This is a genomic window from Flocculibacter collagenilyticus (assembly GCF_016469335.1).
Classification (GTDB): domain Bacteria; phylum Pseudomonadota; class Gammaproteobacteria; order Enterobacterales; family Alteromonadaceae; genus Flocculibacter; species Flocculibacter collagenilyticus.
Window position 1 is genome coordinate 3,022,143 of sequence record NZ_CP059888.1, and the last position, 20,996, is coordinate 3,043,138.

General features: G+C 39.4%; 18 protein-coding genes. 5 read left to right on the top strand and 13 right to left on the bottom strand.

The genetic code is table 11. From position 1 onward, the window contains the following. The first annotated feature begins 58 nt into the window (after positions 1–58). Together HUU81_RS13435 and lhgO are read left to right on the top strand one after the other, a co-directional pair. A complete protein-coding gene (locus tag HUU81_RS13435; RefSeq protein ID WP_199609451.1) occupies positions 59–859 on the top strand; it encodes a response regulator in 801 nt (266 codons plus the stop codon). A 40-nt stretch (positions 860–899) separates the two neighbouring features. Next, positions 900–2,096 (top strand): L-2-hydroxyglutarate oxidase, encoded by a 1,197-nt coding sequence (gene lhgO, locus HUU81_RS13440; RefSeq protein WP_199609452.1) that lies wholly within the window; start codon positions 900–902, stop codon positions 2,094–2,096. Between the two features lie 18 nt (positions 2,097–2,114). Here lhgO and HUU81_RS13445 read toward each other — a convergent pair whose 3' ends face one another. Next, positions 2,115–3,857 carry a DEAD/DEAH box helicase gene (locus HUU81_RS13445; RefSeq protein WP_199609453.1) on the bottom strand — a complete coding sequence of 581 codons (1,743 nt, stop codon included), beginning with the start codon at positions 3,855–3,857 and terminating at the stop codon, positions 2,115–2,117. 21 nt (positions 3,858–3,878) lie between these two features. After that, positions 3,879–4,187 (bottom strand): DUF1244 domain-containing protein, encoded by a 309-nt coding sequence (locus HUU81_RS13450; RefSeq protein ID WP_199609454.1) that lies wholly within the window; start codon positions 4,185–4,187, stop codon positions 3,879–3,881. 209 nt (positions 4,188–4,396) lie between these two features. Between HUU81_RS13450 and HUU81_RS13455 the strand changes: the two genes are divergently transcribed. Further along, the gene (locus tag HUU81_RS13455; protein ID WP_199609455.1) at positions 4,397–5,263 is read left to right on the top strand and encodes a substrate-binding periplasmic protein; all 867 of its coding nucleotides are present in this window, start codon (positions 4,397–4,399) and stop codon (positions 5,261–5,263) included. Positions 5,264–5,303: 40 nt separating this feature from the next. Here HUU81_RS13455 and lysS read toward each other — a convergent pair whose 3' ends face one another. The 4 genes from lysS to dsbC all read right to left on the bottom strand — a co-directional run bounded on the left by lysS (position 5,304) and on the right by dsbC (position 10,687). Further along, positions 5,304–6,860 (bottom strand): lysine--tRNA ligase, encoded by a 1,557-nt coding sequence (gene lysS / locus HUU81_RS13460; protein WP_199609456.1) that lies wholly within the window; start codon positions 6,858–6,860, stop codon positions 5,304–5,306. 68 nt (positions 6,861–6,928) lie between these two features. Next, a protein-coding gene (gene prfB / locus HUU81_RS13465; RefSeq protein WP_199609457.1) for a peptide chain release factor 2 occupies positions 6,929–8,027 on the bottom strand; the annotation gives its coding sequence in 2 pieces (ribosomal slippage) (positions 6,929–7,951 and positions 7,953–8,027; 1,098 coding nt in all). A 74-nt stretch (positions 8,028–8,101) separates the two neighbouring features. Continuing rightward, entirely contained in the window at positions 8,102–9,847 is a 1,746-nt protein-coding gene (recJ, locus tag HUU81_RS13470) for a single-stranded-DNA-specific exonuclease RecJ (protein WP_199609458.1), read from the bottom strand. A gap of 126 nt (positions 9,848–9,973) precedes the next feature. After that, entirely contained in the window at positions 9,974–10,687 is a 714-nt protein-coding gene (dsbC, locus tag HUU81_RS13475) for a bifunctional protein-disulfide isomerase/oxidoreductase DsbC (protein WP_199609459.1), read from the bottom strand. Positions 10,688–11,220: 533 nt separating this feature from the next. On the opposite strand from dsbC, the gene fldB reads away from it, so the two are divergent. Continuing rightward, a complete protein-coding gene (gene fldB, locus HUU81_RS13480) occupies positions 11,221–11,751 on the top strand; it encodes a flavodoxin FldB (RefSeq protein WP_199609460.1) in 531 nt (176 codons plus the stop codon). A 13-nt stretch (positions 11,752–11,764) separates the two neighbouring features. On the opposite strand, the gene HUU81_RS13485 is transcribed toward fldB, so the two are convergent. Next, positions 11,765–12,574: a tRNA1(Val) (adenine(37)-N6)-methyltransferase gene (locus HUU81_RS13485; protein ID WP_199609461.1), complete on the bottom strand. Its 810-nt coding sequence runs from the start codon at positions 12,572–12,574 to the stop codon at positions 11,765–11,767. Positions 12,575–12,816: 242 nt separating this feature from the next. On the opposite strand from HUU81_RS13485, the gene srmB reads away from it, so the two are divergent. After that, on the top strand, positions 12,817–14,034 hold the full coding sequence (srmB, locus tag HUU81_RS13490) for an ATP-dependent RNA helicase SrmB (protein WP_199612069.1): 1,218 nt from the start codon (positions 12,817–12,819) through the stop codon (positions 14,032–14,034). Positions 14,035–14,117: 83 nt separating this feature from the next. On the opposite strand, the gene HUU81_RS13495 is transcribed toward srmB, so the two are convergent. From HUU81_RS13495 to pstB, 6 genes are all read right to left on the bottom strand, one after another. Further along, on the bottom strand, positions 14,118–15,524 hold the full coding sequence (locus HUU81_RS13495) for a M16 family metallopeptidase (RefSeq protein ID WP_199609462.1): 1,407 nt from the start codon (positions 15,522–15,524) through the stop codon (positions 14,118–14,120). Continuing rightward, positions 15,508–16,860 (bottom strand): M16 family metallopeptidase, encoded by a 1,353-nt coding sequence (locus tag HUU81_RS13500; protein ID WP_199609463.1) that lies wholly within the window; start codon positions 16,858–16,860, stop codon positions 15,508–15,510. Before HUU81_RS13500 ends, HUU81_RS13495 begins: the two co-directional genes overlap by 17 nt. A 248-nt stretch (positions 16,861–17,108) precedes the next feature. Next, a complete protein-coding gene (locus tag HUU81_RS13505) occupies positions 17,109–18,386 on the bottom strand; it encodes an inorganic phosphate transporter (protein ID WP_199609464.1) in 1,278 nt (425 codons plus the stop codon). Positions 18,387–18,424: 38 nt separating this feature from the next. Then, a complete protein-coding gene (locus HUU81_RS13510) occupies positions 18,425–19,102 on the bottom strand; it encodes a TIGR00153 family protein (RefSeq protein WP_199609465.1) in 678 nt (225 codons plus the stop codon). A gap of 233 nt (positions 19,103–19,335) precedes the next feature. Beyond that, positions 19,336–20,046, bottom strand: coding sequence for a phosphate signaling complex protein PhoU (gene phoU, locus HUU81_RS13515; protein ID WP_199612070.1), 711 nt, complete (start codon positions 20,044–20,046; stop codon positions 19,336–19,338). 75 nt (positions 20,047–20,121) lie between these two features. Next, positions 20,122–20,946: a phosphate ABC transporter ATP-binding protein PstB gene (pstB, locus tag HUU81_RS13520; protein ID WP_199609466.1), complete on the bottom strand. Its 825-nt coding sequence runs from the start codon at positions 20,944–20,946 to the stop codon at positions 20,122–20,124. Between the last annotated feature and the right edge of the window lie 50 nt (positions 20,947–20,996).

Sequence of the window (20,996 nt, forward strand, 5' to 3'; positions counted from 1 at the left end):
CGCTTTGTTGTTACTTTAATACCCAATTCAACATTTATTTTTAGGTAAACACTATATTATGCAAGAACTCACTCCCAGCGATTTATCAATTTTACTTTTAGAGCCATCCCCCACTCAAAGTAAAATCATTGTCAAACACCTTGCTGAAGAAGGCGTTCATAACGTTGAAGTGGCCGGCAGTATTGCAGCAACGGTTGACATCCTTAACGACCATAAGCCTGATTTAGTCATCAGTTCACTTCATTTTAATGATGGCAATGCATTAGAATTGGTGAGAAAGCTTAAAAGTGACGATGACTTCGCACATATACCATTCATGCTTGTGTCTAGTGAAAGAAGAAAGTCTCAGTTAGAAGAGTTTAAGCAAAGTGGTGTCGTTGCAATTTTACCTAAGCCTTTTTCAAAAGATCACTTAGGGAAAGCGATTAATGCAACGCTAGACATTTTAGCACCATCAGAATTAGAGCTTGAATTATTCGATGTTCACGACTTACGCGTACTTGTCGTCGACGATAGTCGCTTAGCAAGAAATCACATCAAACGCGTGCTAACTAATTTGGGCATGCAGCATTTAATGGAAGCGGTAGATGGCAAACAAGCCATTGGCTTACTGCAAGAGCACATGTTTGATATTGTAGTTACCGACTATAATATGCCCGAAGTTAACGGACGTGAATTAACTGAATTCATTCGTCAAAAAAGTACCCAGTCGCACATTCCAATATTGATGGTGTCATCTGAGGTTAATGACACACACTTAGCGAATATTGCTCAATCAGGTGTTGATGCAATGTGCGATAAGCCATTTGAACCGGAAAACGTAAAGCAAATCTTGTATTCATTACTCAATCAGGATTAATTGATAGTTATTTTCCATCATTAAAATATAAGCAGTTGTAATGAGCCAGTGTGATTATCTAATAATTGGCGGCGGTATCGTTGGTATCGCCACTGCTTATACCCTTCAGCAACGCTTACCTAAAGCTCGTATAACATTAATTGAAAAAGAGTCAGATGTAGCTAAACATCAAACAGGTAGAAATAGTGGCGTTATTCACGCCGGCGTTTACTATAAACCAGGTAGCCTTAAAGCCAATTTGTGCAAACAAGGGCTGATAGATACCCTAGCATTTTGCCAACAACACCAGTTGCCCTATCAGCAATGTGGCAAGTTAATTGTCGCAACCGATACACGTGAAGCTAAACAACTACATACGTTACAACAAAACTGCTACGCGAATGGTATTAATGCAATTGCCATATCCTCAACAGATCTAAAAGCACTAGAACCTAATATTGTTGGCGTTGGCGCATTAAAAATAAAGCAAACTGGCATTGTTGACTATAAACAAGTATGTAGAACCTTATTACGCGAGTTTGAACAATTAGGAGGAACTGTTTATTTTGATCAAAAAGTAAAAGACATTATTGAAACCACTGATCATGTAAGTGTTATCACTCACTTACAAACACACACAACAAAGCACTTAATTTGCTGTGGCGGACTGATGGCAGACAAACTGGTTACCTTGGCAGGCATAAAACCAGATTTTCGAATTATTCCTTTTCGCGGCGAATATTACAAACTCGCGCAACAACACACGCCGTTAATTAACCACCTAATCTATCCTGTACCAAACCCTGATTTTCCTTTTCTTGGCATACACTTAACTCGCATGATAGATGGCAGTGTTACGGTAGGTCCAAACGCAGTATTGGGGCTCAAACGTGAAGGCTACTCGCGGTTAAACTTTAGTTTTGCTGATAGCATTAGCACCCTAAGTTACAAGGGCTTTTGGCAATTTGCGCAAATACATTGGCAAAGTGCATTAGGGGAATACAAAAATGCATTTTTTAAATCTAGTTACCTCAGCGCTGTTCAAAAATATTGCCCCAATCTCACCTTAGAGGACTTACAGCCTCATCCAACAGGAGTACGTGCTCAAGCCATGGCAGAGAATGGGCAACTTATTCATGATTTTCACTTTATGCAAACAAAACGCTCGCTACATGTGTGTAATGCACCATCGCCCGCTGCAACCTCAGCCTTGCCAATAAGCCGCTATATAGCTGATAAACTTAACGTAGCTGAATAACTTAAATAAATGAGCGCGCTACAAATGATTCGCTTTACGATGACTCCCTTCATAGTCGAAGATTTTTTCTTGGATTTTCCAATAATGCTTCGCTTTACGAGCTACAACAAAGTCTGGGTGTGAAAAGTACGTAATTTGGCTAATCACCTCGGATGGGTGATGAAACGTTTTTGGTTCAGCTCCTTGTTTAAAACGCTTTCCAAATAACCTATTAAACACCTGCTTTGAACCATTATGACTAAAATCGAACGTTTCTTTTAGTTCAACTCCATCTTCATCATGGTAAATAAGCACTAGCTTCTCATTATTCTGACCACTTTGCTCAGCACTCATCCCTGCACAACGGATCACTTTGGCATCTTTTAATCGGAGCGCTTTTTTTAATTGCTCATCAGGATCGATAATGTCACTTCCGCATTGATGACACTCGCGCGCAGCAATATCATTTTGGGCATTACATTGATTACATTCTTTAAAACGAAAACGATAATCACAGTCAATTCTATCGTCCTCACTTTCAAATACGCCTTGGCACTTTCTACCATAATGCTCAGTTATATTACCTGCGCCATCGGTCTTGCCCCAAAAGGCATTGGCAAAACCACAAGCAGGACAAAATACTTGTACTAACTCACTATCAGAGCTTGGCTTTTTTTGTCCAACTTCAGGGTAAAAAATATTAATTCCATTGCCTGCATAATCAATCACTAAACAATCTTTTTTCTGAGAAGACAACCGCAAGCCACGGCCAACAATTTGTTGGTATAAACTAACTGACTGGGTGGGGCGTAAAATAGCAATTAAATCGACATGCGGCGCATCAAACCCTGTGGTTAATACGGATACATTCACTAAAAACGTTAACTGCTTTCGCTTGAACTGTGCAATCAGTGTATCGCGATCTTTGGCAGGTGTTTTACCTGTCACTAAAGCCGTACTTTGCTCTGGTAGATAACCCAATATTTCCATAGCGTGCTTAATTGTCGCAGCAAATATCATTACCCCCTGCCGCCCCACTGACAACGTTATAACCTGCTCAATAATGGCTTGCGTTACTCTTGGATATTTAACCAGTAATGCATTAACTTCTTGCTCGTTAAACTCACCACTATTGTTGGATGACAGTGATGAGAAGTCATACTGCGCGACGGGAGCATCAATTAACTTTGGTGGTGTTAAGAAGTTATGCTTTATCATATATGAGAGTGGCAACTCGAATATGCACTTCTCGAATGGCGGTTTATGCTCGCAACGCTTAATACCATGATAGTGATATTGATAAATCCATCCCATACCTAAACGATATGGCGTAGCGGTTAAACCTAAGACCTTTAGCTCAGCATTTTGCTTGGTAAGATGTTGAATAATGCCACCATATTGCCCACTTTCATCACTTGCTACGCGGTGGCATTCATCAATGATTATTAAAGAATAACTATCTTTAAACGCTGCTAAATTACGTGACACCGACTGAACACTGGCAAACGTAATTTGATACTCAATTTGTTTTGACTTCAGGCCAGCTGCATAGATCCCAGCTTCCAGCCCCAAAGACTGATACTTTTCATAGTTTTGAGCAACCAGTTCCTTCACATGTGCCAACACCAAAATTTTTTGCTTGGCTAAGCGGGCCAGCTCAGCGATAACTAAGCTTTTTCCTGCCCCTGTAGGTAAAACAATAACAGCGGGTGCATTGGTTTTACGAAAATGACTTAACGTGGCGTCAACAGCTTCTTGTTGATACGCTCTTAATGCATACATAAAGTAACTAAATAATGATAATTAACGTTTTTTAGATTTTTTTTGTTCAAATACTGCAAGTTGCTCGGGCGTAGCAGGTTTTTGATGTTTTTCTTTCCATTCGCTGTAAGGCATACCGTAAATTATTTCTCTTGCTTGCTCATAATCAACATCAACGCTGCGCGCTTTTGCCTCGGAACTGTACCACTTTGCTAAACAATTTCGACAAAAATCAGCCAAGTTCATTAACTCTATATTCTGCACTTCTTTATGCTCATCTAAATGGGCTAAAAACTTACGTAATACAGCAGCTTCAATCTCAACACGTTGCTCTTCTGCATGGTTATTCATATTTGTTCCTTAATTATTTAACAGCAAAGTGTACCTAAAAACTTACATTTTAACGGTAAATCCAGTATTCACTAAGCCAATTTATTATTAATTTATACTTGTAAACTATTTTCGATCGCCCAGAATTAAGATAGACTGATGAAAATACACATTAACATTAATGTTAAAAATGAGTTAAACCTCGTCATTACTCTAGAAGGTTTACTAGTTTGTTGCAGTCATTTTTTAATACATTTATTCACATAACATTCAAGCAGCTGCTCGCTTGGCTTGTATTACCTTTGTTTATTCTTCTTGTCTTAGCAAATAAGGTTCGGGCGCATCACGACATTACCATTGATAATATCACGCCAGCTAGCACACCACATATTACCGTAGTTACCGAAATTTGGCCTCCTTATAATTATATAGATGAAAATGGCGAGGTTGTGGGCATTGCCACTGATGTGATAAGGCAAACACTTGAGCATGCTAAGCTAGACTATCATATTGAACCCTATCCTTGGGTACGTGCCTACAATATGGCGCAAGAAGAAGAAAATGTACTTATCTATTCCATTATTCGTACGCCAGAACGTAAAGATTTATTTCAATGGATATGCCAAATCACACCGTATGTTAAACATCATTTTTATCGACTGACCAAAAGAACAGATATTCAAGCGCAGAACCTTGAAGACGTTAAAGCCTATAAAGTTGGAGTGGTAAAAAACACTTACCCTCATACCTATTTAAAAGGTGTTGGTTTTGTTGATAATACCAACCTAGAAGTGGTGGTAGATGATGAAGCGAATATAAGAAAATTATTTGCAGGACGCTTAGATTTGTTAATTGAAACACCTGAAACAATGACGATCAGATTGTCAAAAATGGGTCTTAAACTTGATGAGGTGACCCCTTTTCTCACTATTAACAACCAAGAAACCTTTGAAAACTGCATGGCATTCGGCTTAAAAACTGACCCAGCACTAGTTAAGAAAGTACGTGACGCTTTTGAGCAAACTAAACATTTATCGAAATTAAAACGGAAAGGTTCAAGCGATCCATTACTTGAAGAAAAAAAAGGCACTAACTAATTAGTGCCTTTTGCATATTTATTTAACTTGTTGAGATAGCTTATTCCGACGCTTCTGGCTTCATATGTGGGAATAAGATCACGTCTTTAATCGTTGGTGAGTCTGAAAATAACATCACTAGTCGATCGATACCAATACCTTCACCTGCTGTTGGTGGCATACCGTATTCAAGCGCGCGGATATAATCTTCATCAAAATGCATAGCTTCATCATCGCCAGCATCTTTTTCTTCAACTTGTTTACGGAAACGCGCTGCTTGGTCTTCAGCATCATTTAACTCTGAGAAACCGTTTGCGAGTTCTCTTCCACCAACAAAAAATTCAAAGCGATCCGTAATAAACGAATTCTCATCATTGCGGCGTGCCAGTGGCGAAACTTCCCACGGATACGCAGTAATAAATGTTGGCTGATCTAATTGCTCTTCAGCTGTAGCTTCAAATATTTCACATAGGTATTTACCTGGTCCCCAAATACCATCAACTTCTGGCTCTTTAATATGTAAGGCTTTTGCCATTACTTTTAGAGTTTCTAAGTTATCTTCAGGGTCGTTAATTGCCGCGTTAAATTCTGCATTCGCGGTGGCTTCTGGGTAGTACTTTAATACCGCATCAGCCATTGTTAAACGTTCAAATGGCTTACCAAAGTCATATTCTTTCGTTTCAATAACTTCGCCATTTTCATCTTTAACGGTATTAATAACGGTACTGGTGCCAAGTACATCTTGCGCTACTGTGCGAAGCATTTCTTCCGTTAAATCCATCAAGTCATTGTAATCTGCGTATGCTTGATAGAATTCAATCATCGTAAATTCTGGATTATGACGAGTTGATAAACCTTCGTTTCTGAAATTACGGTTAATTTCAAATACGCGTTCGAAACCGCCAACCACTAAACGCTTTAGGTAAAGCTCTGGCGCTATACGCAAGTACATATCAAGGTCTAACGCGTTATGATGCGTAACAAAAGGACGCGCCGTGGCACCACCAGGGATAACCTGTAGCATTGGCGTTTCCACTTCCATAAAGTTGCGGTCAGCTAAAAACTTACGGATACCCGATACAATTTTAGAACGCATTAAGAAGGTTTCGCGCGTTTCTTCGCTTACCATTAAGTCAACATAACGCTGACGATATTTTGTTTCTTGATCAGCTAATCCGTGAAATTTTTCTGGTAATGGACGCAGTGACTTAGTTAATAGCACGTACTCTTCCATATTCACGTACAAATCGCCTTTACCCGATTTATGTAATGCGCCAGATACACCAATAATATCGCCTACATCTAGTACGCCATATTTTTCTTTAATCACTTTTTGTACATCTTTCGCCGCATAAGCCTGAATTCTTCCAGACATGTCTTGTAGGGCCATAAATGGACCACGTTTAGCCATAATACGACCAGCAACACTAACTTTGTGATCTAAACTTTCTAATTCTTCTTTCGTTTTCTCACCGAATTCAGCTTGTAGATCAGCACTAAAGTGTTCACGATTAAAGTCATTTGGATGTGCGTTTGCAGAGCAGTGTTCACGGATCGCGCTTAACTTTGCGCGTCGCTCAGCAATCAACTTATTTTCATCTAATTGTTGGTCTGACATGGGTATTCTCTAATTAATAATAGGTATTTGGTAAATTCTTAACACGGCATAATTGCAGTAGCTGTTGATTACAGCCCTGCTTTTAAGCTCGCTTCAATAAATTTGTCTAAATCGCCGTCTAATACGGCTTGAGTATTACGGTTTTCAACACTAGTACGCAAGTCTTTTATACGTGAATCATCTAATACATAAGAACGTATTTGGCTGCCCCAGCCAATATCCGACTTGGTATCTTCTAACGCTTGTTTTTCAGCATTTTGCTTTTGCATTTCCAACTCATACAACTTCGCTTTTAACTGCTTCATTGCTTGGTCTTTATTCTTATGCTGTGAACGGTCGTTTTGGCATTGCACCACCGTATTAGTTGGTAAGTGTGTAATACGTACCGCTGAATCAGTTCGGTTTACGTGCTGCCCACCAGCGCCAGATGCACGGTAAGTATCAATTCTTAAATCAGCTGGGTTAATCTCAATTTCAATTGAGTCATCAATTTCAGGGTACGCAAAAACTGACGCGAAAGAAGTATGACGACGATTACTTGAATCAAAAGGAGATTTTCTTACTAAACGGTGTACGCCTGTTTCTGTACGCAGCCAGCCAAATGCATATTCACCTGAAAACCGAATAGTGGCACTTTTAATACCTGCAACATCACCATCCGACTCTTCAATTAGTTCTGTTTTAAAGCCTTTGGCCTCCCCCCAACGTAGATACATACGTTGCAACATGCTTGCCCAGTCCTGTGCTTCTGTACCACCTGACCCAGCTTGAATATCGATATAAGCATCATTTGCATCTTGTGAGCCTGAAAACATACGACGAAATTCTAACGTTTCAAGTTTTGCGACTAATTCGTCAGCTTCACCCTGCGCTTCATCAAATGTTTCTTGATCTTCAGCTTCAACCGCCAGTTCCACTAGCCCTTCAACGTCATCGCAGCCACTTTTTAGTTCTTCGATTGTGTTAACAATCAGCTCTAAAGATGACTTTTCTTTACCTAATGCTTGCGCTTTTCCTGGCTCATTCCAAACATCTGGATTTTCCAATTCACGCGATACTTCTTCTAAACGCTCAACTTTGACATCAAAGTCAAAGATACCCCCGAAGTACATCGGTACGGGCACGAATATCTTTTATTAACGTTTGGATAGGGTTCAATTCAAACACGTTGCACAACCTATATATTAGCTTTTATCGAACCGCGCATTGTAACAAAGACAACCGCGACTTTTAATACCATCTTAATGAGTTATTTGGATCTCTTTGACCATTAGCTGTAAATTCAATTTATCGCGAAATTCATTGATATCTAGTGCATAGACGACATGAACCGACTTTATGGTGAGATCTGGCCACACTGCTAGGTCACAATTAAAATGAATAGCGTCGAAGTAATGCCCTGATGCATGCTCTAACACAAGCTTTAAATGTTTTTCACCCACAATGCGTTGCTGAATTACGGTAAAGAAATCGTCAAATATCGGCTCTGGGAATGCTTGCCCCCAAGGGCCCGCGTGTTTAAGTGTATTAGCCACATCCAGCGTCATTAAATTGGGTGGTAAAGCACCATCAGTTAAAATACTGCCTGTGCGTTGTTCATCACTCATGTGCTCGCTAATCACTTGTTCAAATGCATGAGTAAATTCAGCAAGTTTATCTTTTTGAATTGACAATCCTGCTGCCGCAGCATGACCGCCAAACTTAATAATGAGGTTAGGAAAGCGTGTATTAACTTCATCGAGCATATCTCGAATATGAATACCGGTAATTGAACGCGCAGAACCTTTTAGCTCAGTATCCATTGCTTGGTTCTCATTATCACTGCAAGCAAAAGCTATAACGGGACGGTGATACTTTTCTTTTATTCGTCCAGCCACTATACCAATCACTCCCTGATGCCAGTCATCTTGAAATAACGTGATTGCGTCGGGCACAATGCCTTCCTGTAATGGCAGCTTCGCAATTACTTTTTCAGCTTCAGCTTGCATGCCTTGCTCTATTTCACGGCGAGTTTTATTAAGCGTATCTAATTCGTCTGCAATTCTTCTGGCTTGGCTCATATCATCAGTAATTAAACATGTAATACCTAATGACATATCATCCAAGCGACCCGCTGCGTTTAACCTTGGGCCAAGCGCAAAACCAAAATCGCTTTCATGTAATTTTGTATGGTGACGGTTAGCAATATCTATTAGCGCCTTAATGCCTACACAGCATTGCCCCTTACGAATTCGTTGCAACCCTTGATACACCAAAATTCGGTTATTTCCATCAAGCTCAACTACATCGGCAACGGTACCCAGCGCAACTAAATCAAGTAAATTAGCAATGTTGGGCTCAGCGACATTTTGTTGATTGAAAAAGTCCATGCTTCGCAATTTTGCGCGCAAAGCAACCAGCACATAAAAGGCAACACCAACACCGGCTAAGTTTTTACTCGCAAACTTACAGTTGGGTTGATTAGGGTTAACTATCGCGTCAGCATCTGGCAATGTTGCGCCCGGCAAATGGTGATCCGTAATTAATACCTTAACACCTGCAGATTTTGCTAGTGCCACACCTTGGTGGCACGAAATACCATTATCAACCGTGATCAATAAATCAGCGCCAGCGTTAACTACTTGCTCTGCCATTTCTGGGCTTAAACCATAGCCAAAATCAAAGCGGTTAGGCACCATAAAATCGACATTAGTTAGACCAAACATCGGTAAACCGCGCATTAATAATGCCGTACTGGTTGCACCATCAGCATCAAAGTCGCCAACAATCACTACTTTATGTTGTTTTTCCAGCGCTTCGATTAAGAGAGCTGTAGCCTCGTCTAATCCATGCATATCCTGAAAATTGGCAAGGTATTTGGCACCGTTTTCAAGTTCTTGAGGCTCAGTAATTCCACGAGCAGCATAAATTTGCTGTAAAAAGTCGGGAATATCCTTAGGTAAATTATGCTGATTAACGGCAGGTCTGCGCTTTATCTGAATTGGCATACTATTCTTTTATTTTTGGTGATTAAGCAAACACGGGTGCTTGTTGCAGTTTAAAATATACTCTAACAACAAACAGAAAACGGCAGCTAAAAGCTGCCGTATCTAACTAATTAAATTGCTTAGCAATTACATTGCTTTAAGCACTTCAATTAAACGTTCAGGTGGTTGATATCCAGGGATCATATTGCCATCGCTTAATACAATAGCAGGTGTTCCTGTTACGCCAAACTGCGCACCTAAATCATAATGTGCCGCTACTGGCGAACTACACTTAGCACGTTGTACCGAGTTACCCGCTTTAGCATCAGTCATTGCTTTTTGCTTATCGTCTGCACACCATACTGACTCTAAATCTTCAAACGAGGGGCTGTTTAATCCACCTCGTGGAAATGCTAAATAACGCACACTAATACCCAAGTCATTATAGGCACTCATTTGATTGTGTAATTTACGGCAATATCCACAGGTGATATCAGTGAAAATAGTAATCTGATACTTCTCGTCTTTTGCTTTAAAGTCGATAGTAGTGCCCGCTGTTTCTTTAATTTGATCTAAACGGATGCCTGCCATCGCTTGTTCCGTTAAGTTAGCAACGCCGTTATCAAGATCAAACATTTTACCGTGTACTAAATATTTTCCATTTTGTGAGCTATAAAAAATACCACGGTCAGTAACTACCTGCATCAACCCTTTAATTGGACTTGGAGAAATTGCTTTTACATTTAAACCCAATTTTAAAAATTGCTGCTTAATGGCACCATCTTTTTCCACTTCAACAGCAAATGTTGAACTGGCATAAACCAGTGATAACAGTCCAAATAATTTTAATAAGTTGTTCATAAATCTCGCTTAATCGTAATTGTTAGTTTAAAACTACGCGTCAAAAATAGCTATTGAGCTAATACTTGCCTAGCTAGTACTTGCTATCTATTAGACCCAAACTGTTGCCCACAAATTTCATTAACAGTTCAGTAGAAATCCTAATCGAGATGCAATACTACAAAAGGATGTAGCAACAAGCCAGCTTTCTGATTAATTATGTCGCTTGCTCAGCCACCCTTTAAGAGAATATTAAGCATGAACAGGTTTTTATCTTTCTTTAGTAACATGAGTTTCAACTTGTGTTGGAAAGGTCTTAGTACACTGAAATTATGCAATGGGTCAACATGAACTCAGCTAAATTATCTCTTAATTAATATGGCTACAACTAGCGACAAGCCGAGAGAGATAAATTAGCCGCAGGTTAAATTTTCTATAAAGGCCAGTTATCCAAAAACAGAATGATCACTAGGTGTGATAAGAGCTATTTAAGCACTTTAACATCTGCTAAAATCCGGCACTATTGAAATCATCATCCGTAGGTATTTTATTAGATGAAAATAGGTCTTTTTTACGGCTCAACCACCTGTTATACGGAAATGGCAGCTGAAAAACTTCAAGCAGCAATTAACCAGTTTTTAGAGCAAGATGTCGTTTCATTACACAACATAAAAGATGAACCATTAAAAAACTGCGAAGAATATGACCTAGTTATTTTCGGTATTTCGACTTGGGATTTTGGTGAGCTTCAAGAAGATTGGGAGTCAAAGTGGGAAGACATTAACACTTTGCAATTATCTAATAAAATTGTTGCGTTATACGGCATGGGCGACCAAGAAGGATATAGTGAATGGTTTCAAGATGCACTCGGTATGCTGCACGATGCTGTAACTGAAGTCGGCGCTAAAGTCATTGGGTATTGGCCAAATGAAGGCTACGAATTTGAAGCCTCAAAAGCCTTAACGAATGATAACACTCACTTTGTTGGCTTAGCGCTAGACGACGAATGTCAGTACGACTTATCAGAGCAACGTATCGCACAATGGAGCGAGCAAGTGTTAATAGAGTGGCAAGCACTTTTATAAGCATAAGCACTTGCTACATTTTTAAATAAAACGCCTGCGTTAAAGCCGTATACTCGGCTGAGTATTCATTATTCTCATTGTAAATCGATAGATTATCTTCTGGAATGGATTGCTGTTGAATTTGTGACTGTGCAATATGGCTATTCGATTTACTAAATAACATTAGATAACGATGAAATGCTTTATTTGGTCGAGCGCTTACTTTTGTAAGCTTTATACATGTCAGCCCCGCTTCATAGCACTTTTTTAATAATACTTCGGCTTCAGCTACCGGCAAAATAATCGCTAAGAAGCCATCCACTCTTAACAACTGGGCAGCTACTTTCAGTAACGCTAAATGATCGAACTCCACGTTATGGCGTGCTAATGCCCTGCTTTCATCAGGACTAATTAATGAGTCATTAAAAAATGGTGGATTTGAAATAATTAAATCGAAATTATGCTTATTGGCATACTCGGCATCAAAAGAATGTAATTCATGCTCCTGCTGCTCTTTAGCCCATTCAAAAAAGTTACATTGAATCACTTTGATAGACTGAGACCACTGGCTAAGTGCAACGTTTTCCGCGGTTTGCATTACCGCATTATCATCAATATCAATTGCTGTAATATTACAAACGCCCGCTTTAGCCGCGGTACCCTGCTGATAATAACGCTGCGCTAACATCAAGCTAATTAACCCACTACCACAGCCTATATCTAACATGTTGTGCATATTAACAATGGGAGCCCATGCGCCAAGTAAAATACCGTCAGTGCCCACTTTCATCGCGCAGCGTTCGTGATTGACAACAAACTCTTTAAATGTAAAACCTTTATTCATTATTTTTGCACCGTATCAATGACTTTTCTGACCAATTTATACATGCCACTTTAGCTTAGCTAACTTATTTTACCTAAAACTTTCAATAGATTAGGCTATTTTCACCTTATATCACTAACACCACCGCAATAATAACCCGCAACCTACAGAGATTATTACCGTTTATCACTGACGCTATCTTCACATCTAAGGTATAATTGACCAATTATTGTTTGATTTTCCCGTATTACGACATTGGTATTATGACATTCGACGAACTCGACCTCGCTCCTGAATTGCTAAAAGCAGTTAAAAATATTGGCTATAAAAAGCCAACTACGATTCAACAAGAAACCATTCCCGCAGCGTTAGAAGGTAATGACATTCTCGCTTGCTCGCCTACTGGTACAGGTAAAACAGTTGCATTCTTATTACCTGCACTACAACACTTACTCGACTTTCCAAGAAGAAATCCAGGCTTTGCGCGTGTATTAATTATGGCACCTACTCGTGAATTAGCGTATCAAATTCATGAACAAGCAACGTTATTAGCAGCGAATACGCATTTAAAGCTAGGCGTTATTACTGGCGGAATTAATTACGGTAGTCATAAAGAAATTTTCGAAAAAAATAATGACTTATTAGTCGCGACTCCTGGTCGACTGATGGAGTATTTAGAAACCGAAAATTTTCATGCTGAAGATGTAGAAATATTAGTTATCGACGAAGCCGATCGTATGCTAGACATGGGCTTTAGAGGCGAAATGCAACGCATTACAGACGAAGCCAGAAATCGTCGCCATGCCATGTTATTTTCTGCCACGCTTGAAAGTAATGCGGTTGAAAAATTTGCTGACCAAGTACTTAACGATCCAATTGGTATTATGGCCGAACCGCCAAAAAGCGAAACGGGTAAAATTACCCAGTGGATCCATTTAGCAGACGACGCTCATCATAAATTTGCGCTACTGGTTAATATTCTTAAACAAGAAGAAACTCACAAAGCCATTGTATTTGTGAAAACGCGTGAACGGTTACAAACGCTGATTGGCCAGTTACAAAGTGAAGACGTTCGTTGTAATTGGCTTCAAGGCGAAATGCCTCAAGACAAGCGCTTAAAGGCGATTGAAAAGTTTCAGAACGGCTGGGTAAAAGTATTAGTCGCAACGGACGTAGCGGCACGCGGTATTGATATTGATGATATCACTCACGTTATTAATTACGACATGCCACGCTCAGCTGATGTGTACGTGCACCGAATTGGTCGTACTGCTCGTGCTGGAAAGAAAGGCACTGCAATTTCACTGATTGAAGCGCATGACGTACGCATGGTAGCGAAAGTTGAACGCTTTACTGATCAGAAATTAAAACGCCGCGTTATTGAAGGGCTTAAGCCAAGATATAAAGAAGCAAGAATTGTTAAGAAGAAAAAAGTAAAAGGCAAAGCAGCTAAAAAAGTTAAGCTGAAAAAGAAAAAGTAATCAATTCAAATAATTCAGGCTGGAGTAACGCGTTAGTCTTGCGCTACCCAGCCTTATTTTAAGCTTTCAATAAGAAGCCACTACTATAATTTAACGTCGTAGCCCGCGTCTTTAATTTCAAGCTGTTTTACCTTGCCGTATTTTGTAAGTGTTTCAGCTATTTCTTCAGCTTTTCCAACCACAACGAACTGTAAATTATCTTTTGGAAAATATTTATTAATCAACGTCTTCGCTTTTGCAGTGGTTAATGAATTTACTTGCTGCTCAAACGTGTTAATGAACTGCTCATCAAAGCCATAACCAAACATATTTGCTAATAAGTCTGCTAACTGTGTTGAGGTTTCGTAACGTGTAGGAAATTGACCTTTAACGTACGCCTTTGCTGACGCTAGCGTTTTTTCATCAATACCTTTATTCCACAAACGCTGGTAGGTTTGCAATGCTAAATCCATCGCTTCCTCAGTGGTTGAAGACTTTGTAAAAGTAGAAATTGCGAATGTGCCTGCTTGGCTGTACGAACGGAACGCACTGCGAGCACCGTAGGTTAATCCTGAATTAACACGTAGTTCGTCATTTAACCAAGACGTAAAACGACCACCTAATATAGTATTAATGACACGAATGCCAATATAATCAGGGTTGCTACGAGCTACGCCCTTTCCGCCAATCATAAATGTTGACTCTATTGCGTCAGCCTTATTTACCAATACTACATTCGCATTTTTAAAGTCTTTAACGCCTGTTATTTCAGTGCGCTTAGGCGTTTTGGTGTTTTCCCACTCTCCAAATAATGCTTTAACCTGCTTTAGCATTGCTTGCGTTTCAAAATCACCCACAACAATGATGGCACTTTGGCTTGGCTGATACCATGTTTGATGGTATTGCTTAATGTCATCAATCGTAATAGCAGTCACACTTTCCGTGTCGCCTTGCTCAACGGAGCCGTAACCACTTCCACCAAATAATGTTTTATTAAAGTAATTGTTAATCACCGACTTTGGACTTTCTTTCAGTTGTTGTAACTGAAGTAAGTAACGCGATTTATGTTTTTCAAATTCAGCCTTATCAAACGCAGGCTCGGCCACCATATCTTTTAAAATTGGCAGTACTTTATTTAGATCTTTCTTAGCTAATGAGGCTGAAATTTGAGAAAACTCTAGCGATGAATCGGCAACAACTTCTGCACCAATAAAATCGAGTGTTTCATCCATTTTATCTTTTGTTAGCGACTTTGTGCCAAGCTTCAAGTTTTCTGCGGTTAAATAGCTTAATCCAGCTAACTTGCCATCTTCAACTGCTCCCGCTTTTACCACTACATTAACATCAATGAGTGGTACTTCATGCTGTTCTAGCAGATAAACTGTAAGCCCGTTATTTAATTCAGTTTTCGTGTACTCAGGTAGGCTGTAGGCAGCATTTACCGTTGTTGTAACAATGGCACTTAAGGTAACACTTACCAGTGTTAACGCACGCTTATAAGTCTTCTTCATGAGTGTCCTCCTGCGAAGATAGTATTCCTACAGTGCGATTTGCTTTACGTAAGTATTTGCTTGCAACTTGCTTAATATCTTCTGGTGTTACTTTATTAAAATCTTCTGGTGCACTAAATAGTTTGGTGTAATCGCCAAAGAACAATTCATAAGTACCAATTGTATTAGCTTTACCATTGATGGTAGACATAGTGCGGTAAAAGTCGACTAGCTTTCTGTTTTTTACTTTTTCTAATTCTTTCGCTGTTACGCCATTTTTAACGATGCTGTTAACTTCGGCGATAATTGCTTTTTCAAGCTTTTCTGCTGGCACATCTTTAGCTGCAACGGCGTAGATGTAGAATAAGTTAGGATCAATACTTTCAGGGAAGTAAGTAAAAACACTGCTTGCTAGTTGTTGGTCGCTAACCAATGACTTATGCAAACGCGAGCTATTACCTGAGCTTAAAATTTCACTTAGCATATTTAATGCGTAGTAATCTTTATGCTGGGTATTAGGCACATGATAGCCAATCATAATATTTGGCGTAGTTACTGAAGCCTTGTGCGCATAAACTCTTCGCTCACCTTTTTGCTCTGGCTCAACCGTATGTACTTCACGCGGCTCAGCTTGTGCTGGAATTGGCTCAAAGTATTTTTTTGCTAGTGCTTTTACTTTTTCGACGGTTACATCACCTGCAATAACAACCACAGCATTATTCGGCGCATAATAGGTTTTATGATACTCTTTTAGATCTTCTAAGCTCCAGTTTTCTATATCTGAAGCATGACCAATTACAGGCCAGCTATAAGGATGGGCACGAAAAGCAGCACCTTTTACTTCTTGCCAAATCGATCTAAAGTTTGAGTTTTCTAGTCCTGTTGTACGCTCAGAACTTACCACGCCACGTTCACTTTCTACCATGCTTTTTTCAATAGCTAGGTGCTGAATGCGGTCAGCCTCTAGGTCAAACATGGTTTCCATTGAGTCTGCAGGAAACCAGTTGGTATAAACAGTTAAATTTTCAGTGGTATAGGCATTATTACTGCCGCCAGCAGCTTCCATGGTGCGGTCAAACATTTTTGGGCCATATTTCTTAGCACCATTGAACATCATATGTTCGAAGAAATGTGATAATCCTGTAATGCCCGGATATTCATTACGCGAACCAACCTTCCAAAAGATATACATATTGGCATTAGGAATAGAATGATCTTCTAACACCATAATTTGCATGCCGTTTTTAAGCTTAAATTGTTTTACATCAGACGCTTCGGTAATCGCATAGCTTGATAATGACACTAACGCTACTGCTAGAACTGAACAACGTGTAATGAGTTTTTTTATTGCCACCATGGCTAACTCCATTAAAAAGTGAAGACGGCATTGTAATCAATTTCTTATAAATAAAAAGTAGTTATGTGTGACAAACTGTTAATCAAGGCAACATTTTAGGAACAAATGGAGTGCCGACGATAAAATATGGATGGAATGTGAGTGAATAAGGTGAAATGAATAAAAACAAAAACGCGGCACCTATTTAATAAGCACCGCGTTTATTTTCAATATTGCTAATTATGATTAACTAGCAAAAATCATGATGCTTAAAGCAGTATAGCTTTTAGCATTAAGAAGAAGATTATCGCTAAACCAGCACCTACAGGTAGCGTTACTACCCACGACACTACGATGTTACGCACAACACCTAAATTTAGTGCAGCAATACCACGCGCTAAACCTACACCTAATACAGCCCCTACTAACGTTTGCGTAGTAGAGATTGGTAGGCCAGCACCCGACGCAATAACAACGGTTGATGCAGCCGCTAATTCAGCAGCAAAACCACGGCTTGGCGTAAGGTGTGTAATCCCCTTACCAATTGTTGCCATAACACGGTGGCCGAACAAGGCTAAACCAGCAACAATACCTAAACCACCAAGTGGTAAAATCCACCATGCTAATTCAGCTTTCTTAGCAATTTCACCGTCGTTTTGAATAACATTTACTACCGCAGCTAGTGGACCGATAGCATTCGCTACGTCGTTTGAACCATGAGCAAACGCCATACAACACGCTGTTACTACCATTAAAATAGCAAAGATTTTTTCTACGTTGTTGTAATGCATTTCTTTGTCAGCAGCAGGGTCAATCTTAACGCGGCTGATAAAAAACTTACCAATTAATGCAATTACAACAGCAACTAGTGCAGCATAAATATAAGCTTCAGTATTAGAAATGCTTAAGTCGCCTGACTTAACAACATGCTTTAAGCCTTTTTTAATTGTAACCAATGATAAGATAAAGCCCGCTAATCCCATATATACAGGAACATAACGCTTTGCATTTTTCAGCGGCTCATCGGTATCAAAAATCAGTTTTTGCGCACTGACAAATATAAAGTATGCCAGAATACCTGATAGTGCAGGCGTTACTATCCAGCTACCAACAATGCCACCCACTTTGCCCCAGCTAACTGCTTCAACACCAATTGCAACCACTGCGAAACCAATAATGGCACCAACAATTGAATGAGTGGTTGATACTGGCCAACCTAAATAAGACGCTACAGCTAACCAAGTACCTGCTGCCATTAACGCTGAAATCATACCAAGTACAAGATATTCAGGAAGCGGCACAAATGGCGCTGTATCAATTATTCCCTTACGAATCGTTGACGTTACTTCGCCACCCGCAAGATACGCACCTGCGAACTCAAAAATCATTGCAATAATGATTGCTTGTTTAATGGTTAGTGCTTTTGAACCTACAGATGTGCCCATTGCGTTAGCAACATCGTTAGCACCAATACCCCATGCCATAAAGAAACCGACAACAGCGGCAAAAACAATGAGCATGAAGCCGTACGTTTGCAATAAATCCATGAAAATGAACCTTTGTTTTTTTTAAAAATTTTGTTTAACTAACGAGCTAACATTAGCTCTAAACGTGCACCAACGCGCTCAGCTTCATCAGCTAAGCCCCCAACCCAATTGATAATGTCGTAAATAAACATCACATCGATAGGGTTTAAGTCTTTTTCGAAGGTTTGTAGTGATTTACGCAATTCAATTTGCATGCTATCTGTATCGTCTTCGATTGCATCTAACTCGCTAATCATTTTTTCAACGATGTCTATTTCTCTGCCTGAGAAACTTGTTTCTAGCAGTTCATCAAATTCGTTAATTGCTTTTCTTGACTGTTCAACGGCATCAATACAGCGTTGAACATATAATTTGAAATCAACTTGGATTTGAGCTGGAATTTCTAAACGACGACCATACACACGGCCAGAGATATCTTTTGCTTTATTAGCAATTTTATCTTGCTGTGTGATTAACTCTAATAGGTCAGTACGTTCAACCGGCATGAAGATACCACTTGGTAACTGTAAACGGATATCGCGTTTTAGCACGTCCGCTTCTTTTTCAATTTCTGAGATTTCTTTATGCAGTTTTTCTGCTAAATCCCAGTCATTGTTATACACGGCAGCAAAGAAAGGGAGTAAACGCTCACTTGCTTGATGCACTGTATTTATGTGTTCTTCAATCGGTTTTATAGGTGATTTTGCAAACACACCTAATATTGAATTGCCAGGCATATAATTACCTTTTTATTGCTTTAAAATTCGCTGCGGATTCTACCCTAATAGAAAACCAATTTGTAACCTTAATGTCATTTTCTGCGGGTAAAATCAGCAAAATAATACTTTTGTCTTGATAATAAAGACAAAAAAACAAAATGAGCCATCGTAATGAGTGGCTCATTTTGCGAATTCTTTGTCTAAATTATTTTCTGTTAATCATTCAATTTAGTTGAACAATTAAAAAGCTGCTAGTTTCCTAACACATCCTTTTCAATTTCTTCACGACTAATGTGACGAATGTCTTTTCCTTTTACAAAGAAAATGACGTATTCACTGATATTCTGACAACGATCACCTATACGTTCTAGTGAACGGGCTGACCATAACACGTTCATAATTTGTGGTATTGAACGTGGATCTTCCATCATATAGGTCATTAATTGACGAGTAACAGCCTCATACTCTTTATCTACTTTTTTATCTTCCTTGTGCACTTCAAACGCACTATCAACATCCATGCGAGCAAATGCATCCAGTACATCATGCAGCATCTTAACTACATGGCGTCCCATGTTGTCTAACTGCGTAAGCAACTCTTGCTGAGACTTGGTAAAAGACTCTAGAGCAACTTTTGCAATACGTTCTGCCTCATCACCGATTCGCTCTAGGTCAGCAATCGTTTTTGCTATTGCCAACACTAAGCGTAAATCGCTTGCTGCTGGCTGGCGCTTAGCAATTATTCGGGTACATTCTTCATCTATTTGTACTTCCATTGCGTTTATTTTGTAATCGCTTGTTAGTACTTGTTTGGCAAGCTCTGGATCGCTATCATTCACTGCATTTAATGCATTGGTTAGTTGTTGTTCAACCAGACCGCCCATTGTTAAAACATGATTTCTAACTGCCTCTAGTTCGTCATTAAACTGACCAGAAATATGTTTATTTACATTAAGTTCCATCATAATTTCCTATAACTTTTATATGTGCATGGCTAACAGTAAAGTGTCACTTATTTGATGTGAGTAACTTTTCTATTACCCATATCGGCCAGTAATATAATCTTCAGTTTTCTTTTTTCTTGGCGTGGTAAACAAGGTATTAGTATCGCTGTATTCTATTAATTCGCCCATGTGCATAAATGCAGTTTGGTCAGATACTCGCGCTGCTTGTTGCATGTTATGCGTTACTATCACCACAGTGAATTTATTCTTTAAGTCATTCACTAGCTCTTCAATGGTGAGTGTTGAAATTGGATCAAGTGCTGAAGTTGGCTCATCTAGCAATAGTACTTCTGGCTCAATGGCAATTGAGCGCGCAATCACTAAACGCTGCTGCTGACCGCCTGACAAACCAAATGCGCTGTCGTGTAAGCGATCTTTCACTTCATCCCAAAGTGCAGCACCACGTAACGACTTTTCAACCACTTCATCTAATTCACGCTTGTTACTCATCCCCTGCAAACGCAAACCATAAACAACGTTTTCATAAATAGACTTAGGAAAAGGATTAGGACGCTGGAACACCATTCCTACATTTCGACGTAATGCAGCAACATCTACATCCTTGTCATAAATATTTTTACCATGCAGATTTATTTCACCAGTTATGCGGCAAATATCTACTAAGTCGTTCATACGGTTAATACAACGCAATAGCGTTGATTTACCACAACCTGAAGGGCCGATAAATGCTGTTACCTGCCCTTTTGGAATTTTCATATTAACGCCATGGAGTGCTTGTTTGTCACCATAAAACAATTCAAGATCTTTTATTTCTAGTGCTGTTTGTTCTGCACTTAGGTTATTTAAATCTAGTTTATTGCTTTCATTTGCAATCACTTGTGGTTTAACTGAAATCATTCTTTTTCACCTAACTTAAAATTCTATTCTTCGAGAGTGTTGGTTAATAA

Coding starts and splice junctions, on each gene's coding strand:
- HUU81_RS13450 (WP_199609454.1), bottom strand. CDS start 4,187: ATGAATAACCATGCAGAAGAGCAACGTGTTGAGATTGAAGCTGCTGTA.
- pstB (WP_199609466.1), bottom strand. CDS start 20,946: ATGATTTCAGTTAAACCACAAGTGATTGCAAATGAAAGCAATAAACTA.
- recJ (WP_199609458.1), bottom strand. CDS start 9,847: ATGCCAATTCAGATAAAGCGCAGACCTGCCGTTAATCAGCATAATTTA.
- HUU81_RS13510 (WP_199609465.1), bottom strand. CDS start 19,102: ATGCCTGGCAATTCAATATTAGGTGTGTTTGCAAAATCACCTATAAAA.
- lysS (WP_199609456.1), bottom strand. CDS start 6,860: ATGTCAGACCAACAATTAGATGAAAATAAGTTGATTGCTGAGCGACGC.
- srmB (WP_199612069.1), top strand. CDS start 12,817: ATGACATTCGACGAACTCGACCTCGCTCCTGAATTGCTAAAAGCAGTT.
- HUU81_RS13485 (WP_199609461.1), bottom strand. CDS start 12,574: ATGAATAAAGGTTTTACATTTAAAGAGTTTGTTGTCAATCACGAACGC.
- phoU (WP_199612070.1), bottom strand. CDS start 20,046: ATGGAACTTAATGTAAATAAACATATTTCTGGTCAGTTTAATGACGAA.
- HUU81_RS13500 (WP_199609463.1), bottom strand. CDS start 16,860: ATGGTGGCAATAAAAAAACTCATTACACGTTGTTCAGTTCTAGCAGTA.
- HUU81_RS13495 (WP_199609462.1), bottom strand. CDS start 15,524: ATGAAGAAGACTTATAAGCGTGCGTTAACACTGGTAAGTGTTACCTTA.
- dsbC (WP_199609459.1), bottom strand. CDS start 10,687: ATGAACAACTTATTAAAATTATTTGGACTGTTATCACTGGTTTATGCC.
- lhgO (WP_199609452.1), top strand. CDS start 900: ATGAGCCAGTGTGATTATCTAATAATTGGCGGCGGTATCGTTGGTATC.
- HUU81_RS13435 (WP_199609451.1), top strand. CDS start 59: ATGCAAGAACTCACTCCCAGCGATTTATCAATTTTACTTTTAGAGCCA.
- HUU81_RS13445 (WP_199609453.1), bottom strand. CDS start 3,857: ATGTATGCATTAAGAGCGTATCAACAAGAAGCTGTTGACGCCACGTTA.
- HUU81_RS13505 (WP_199609464.1), bottom strand. CDS start 18,386: ATGGATTTATTGCAAACGTACGGCTTCATGCTCATTGTTTTTGCCGCT.
- fldB (WP_199609460.1), top strand. CDS start 11,221: ATGAAAATAGGTCTTTTTTACGGCTCAACCACCTGTTATACGGAAATG.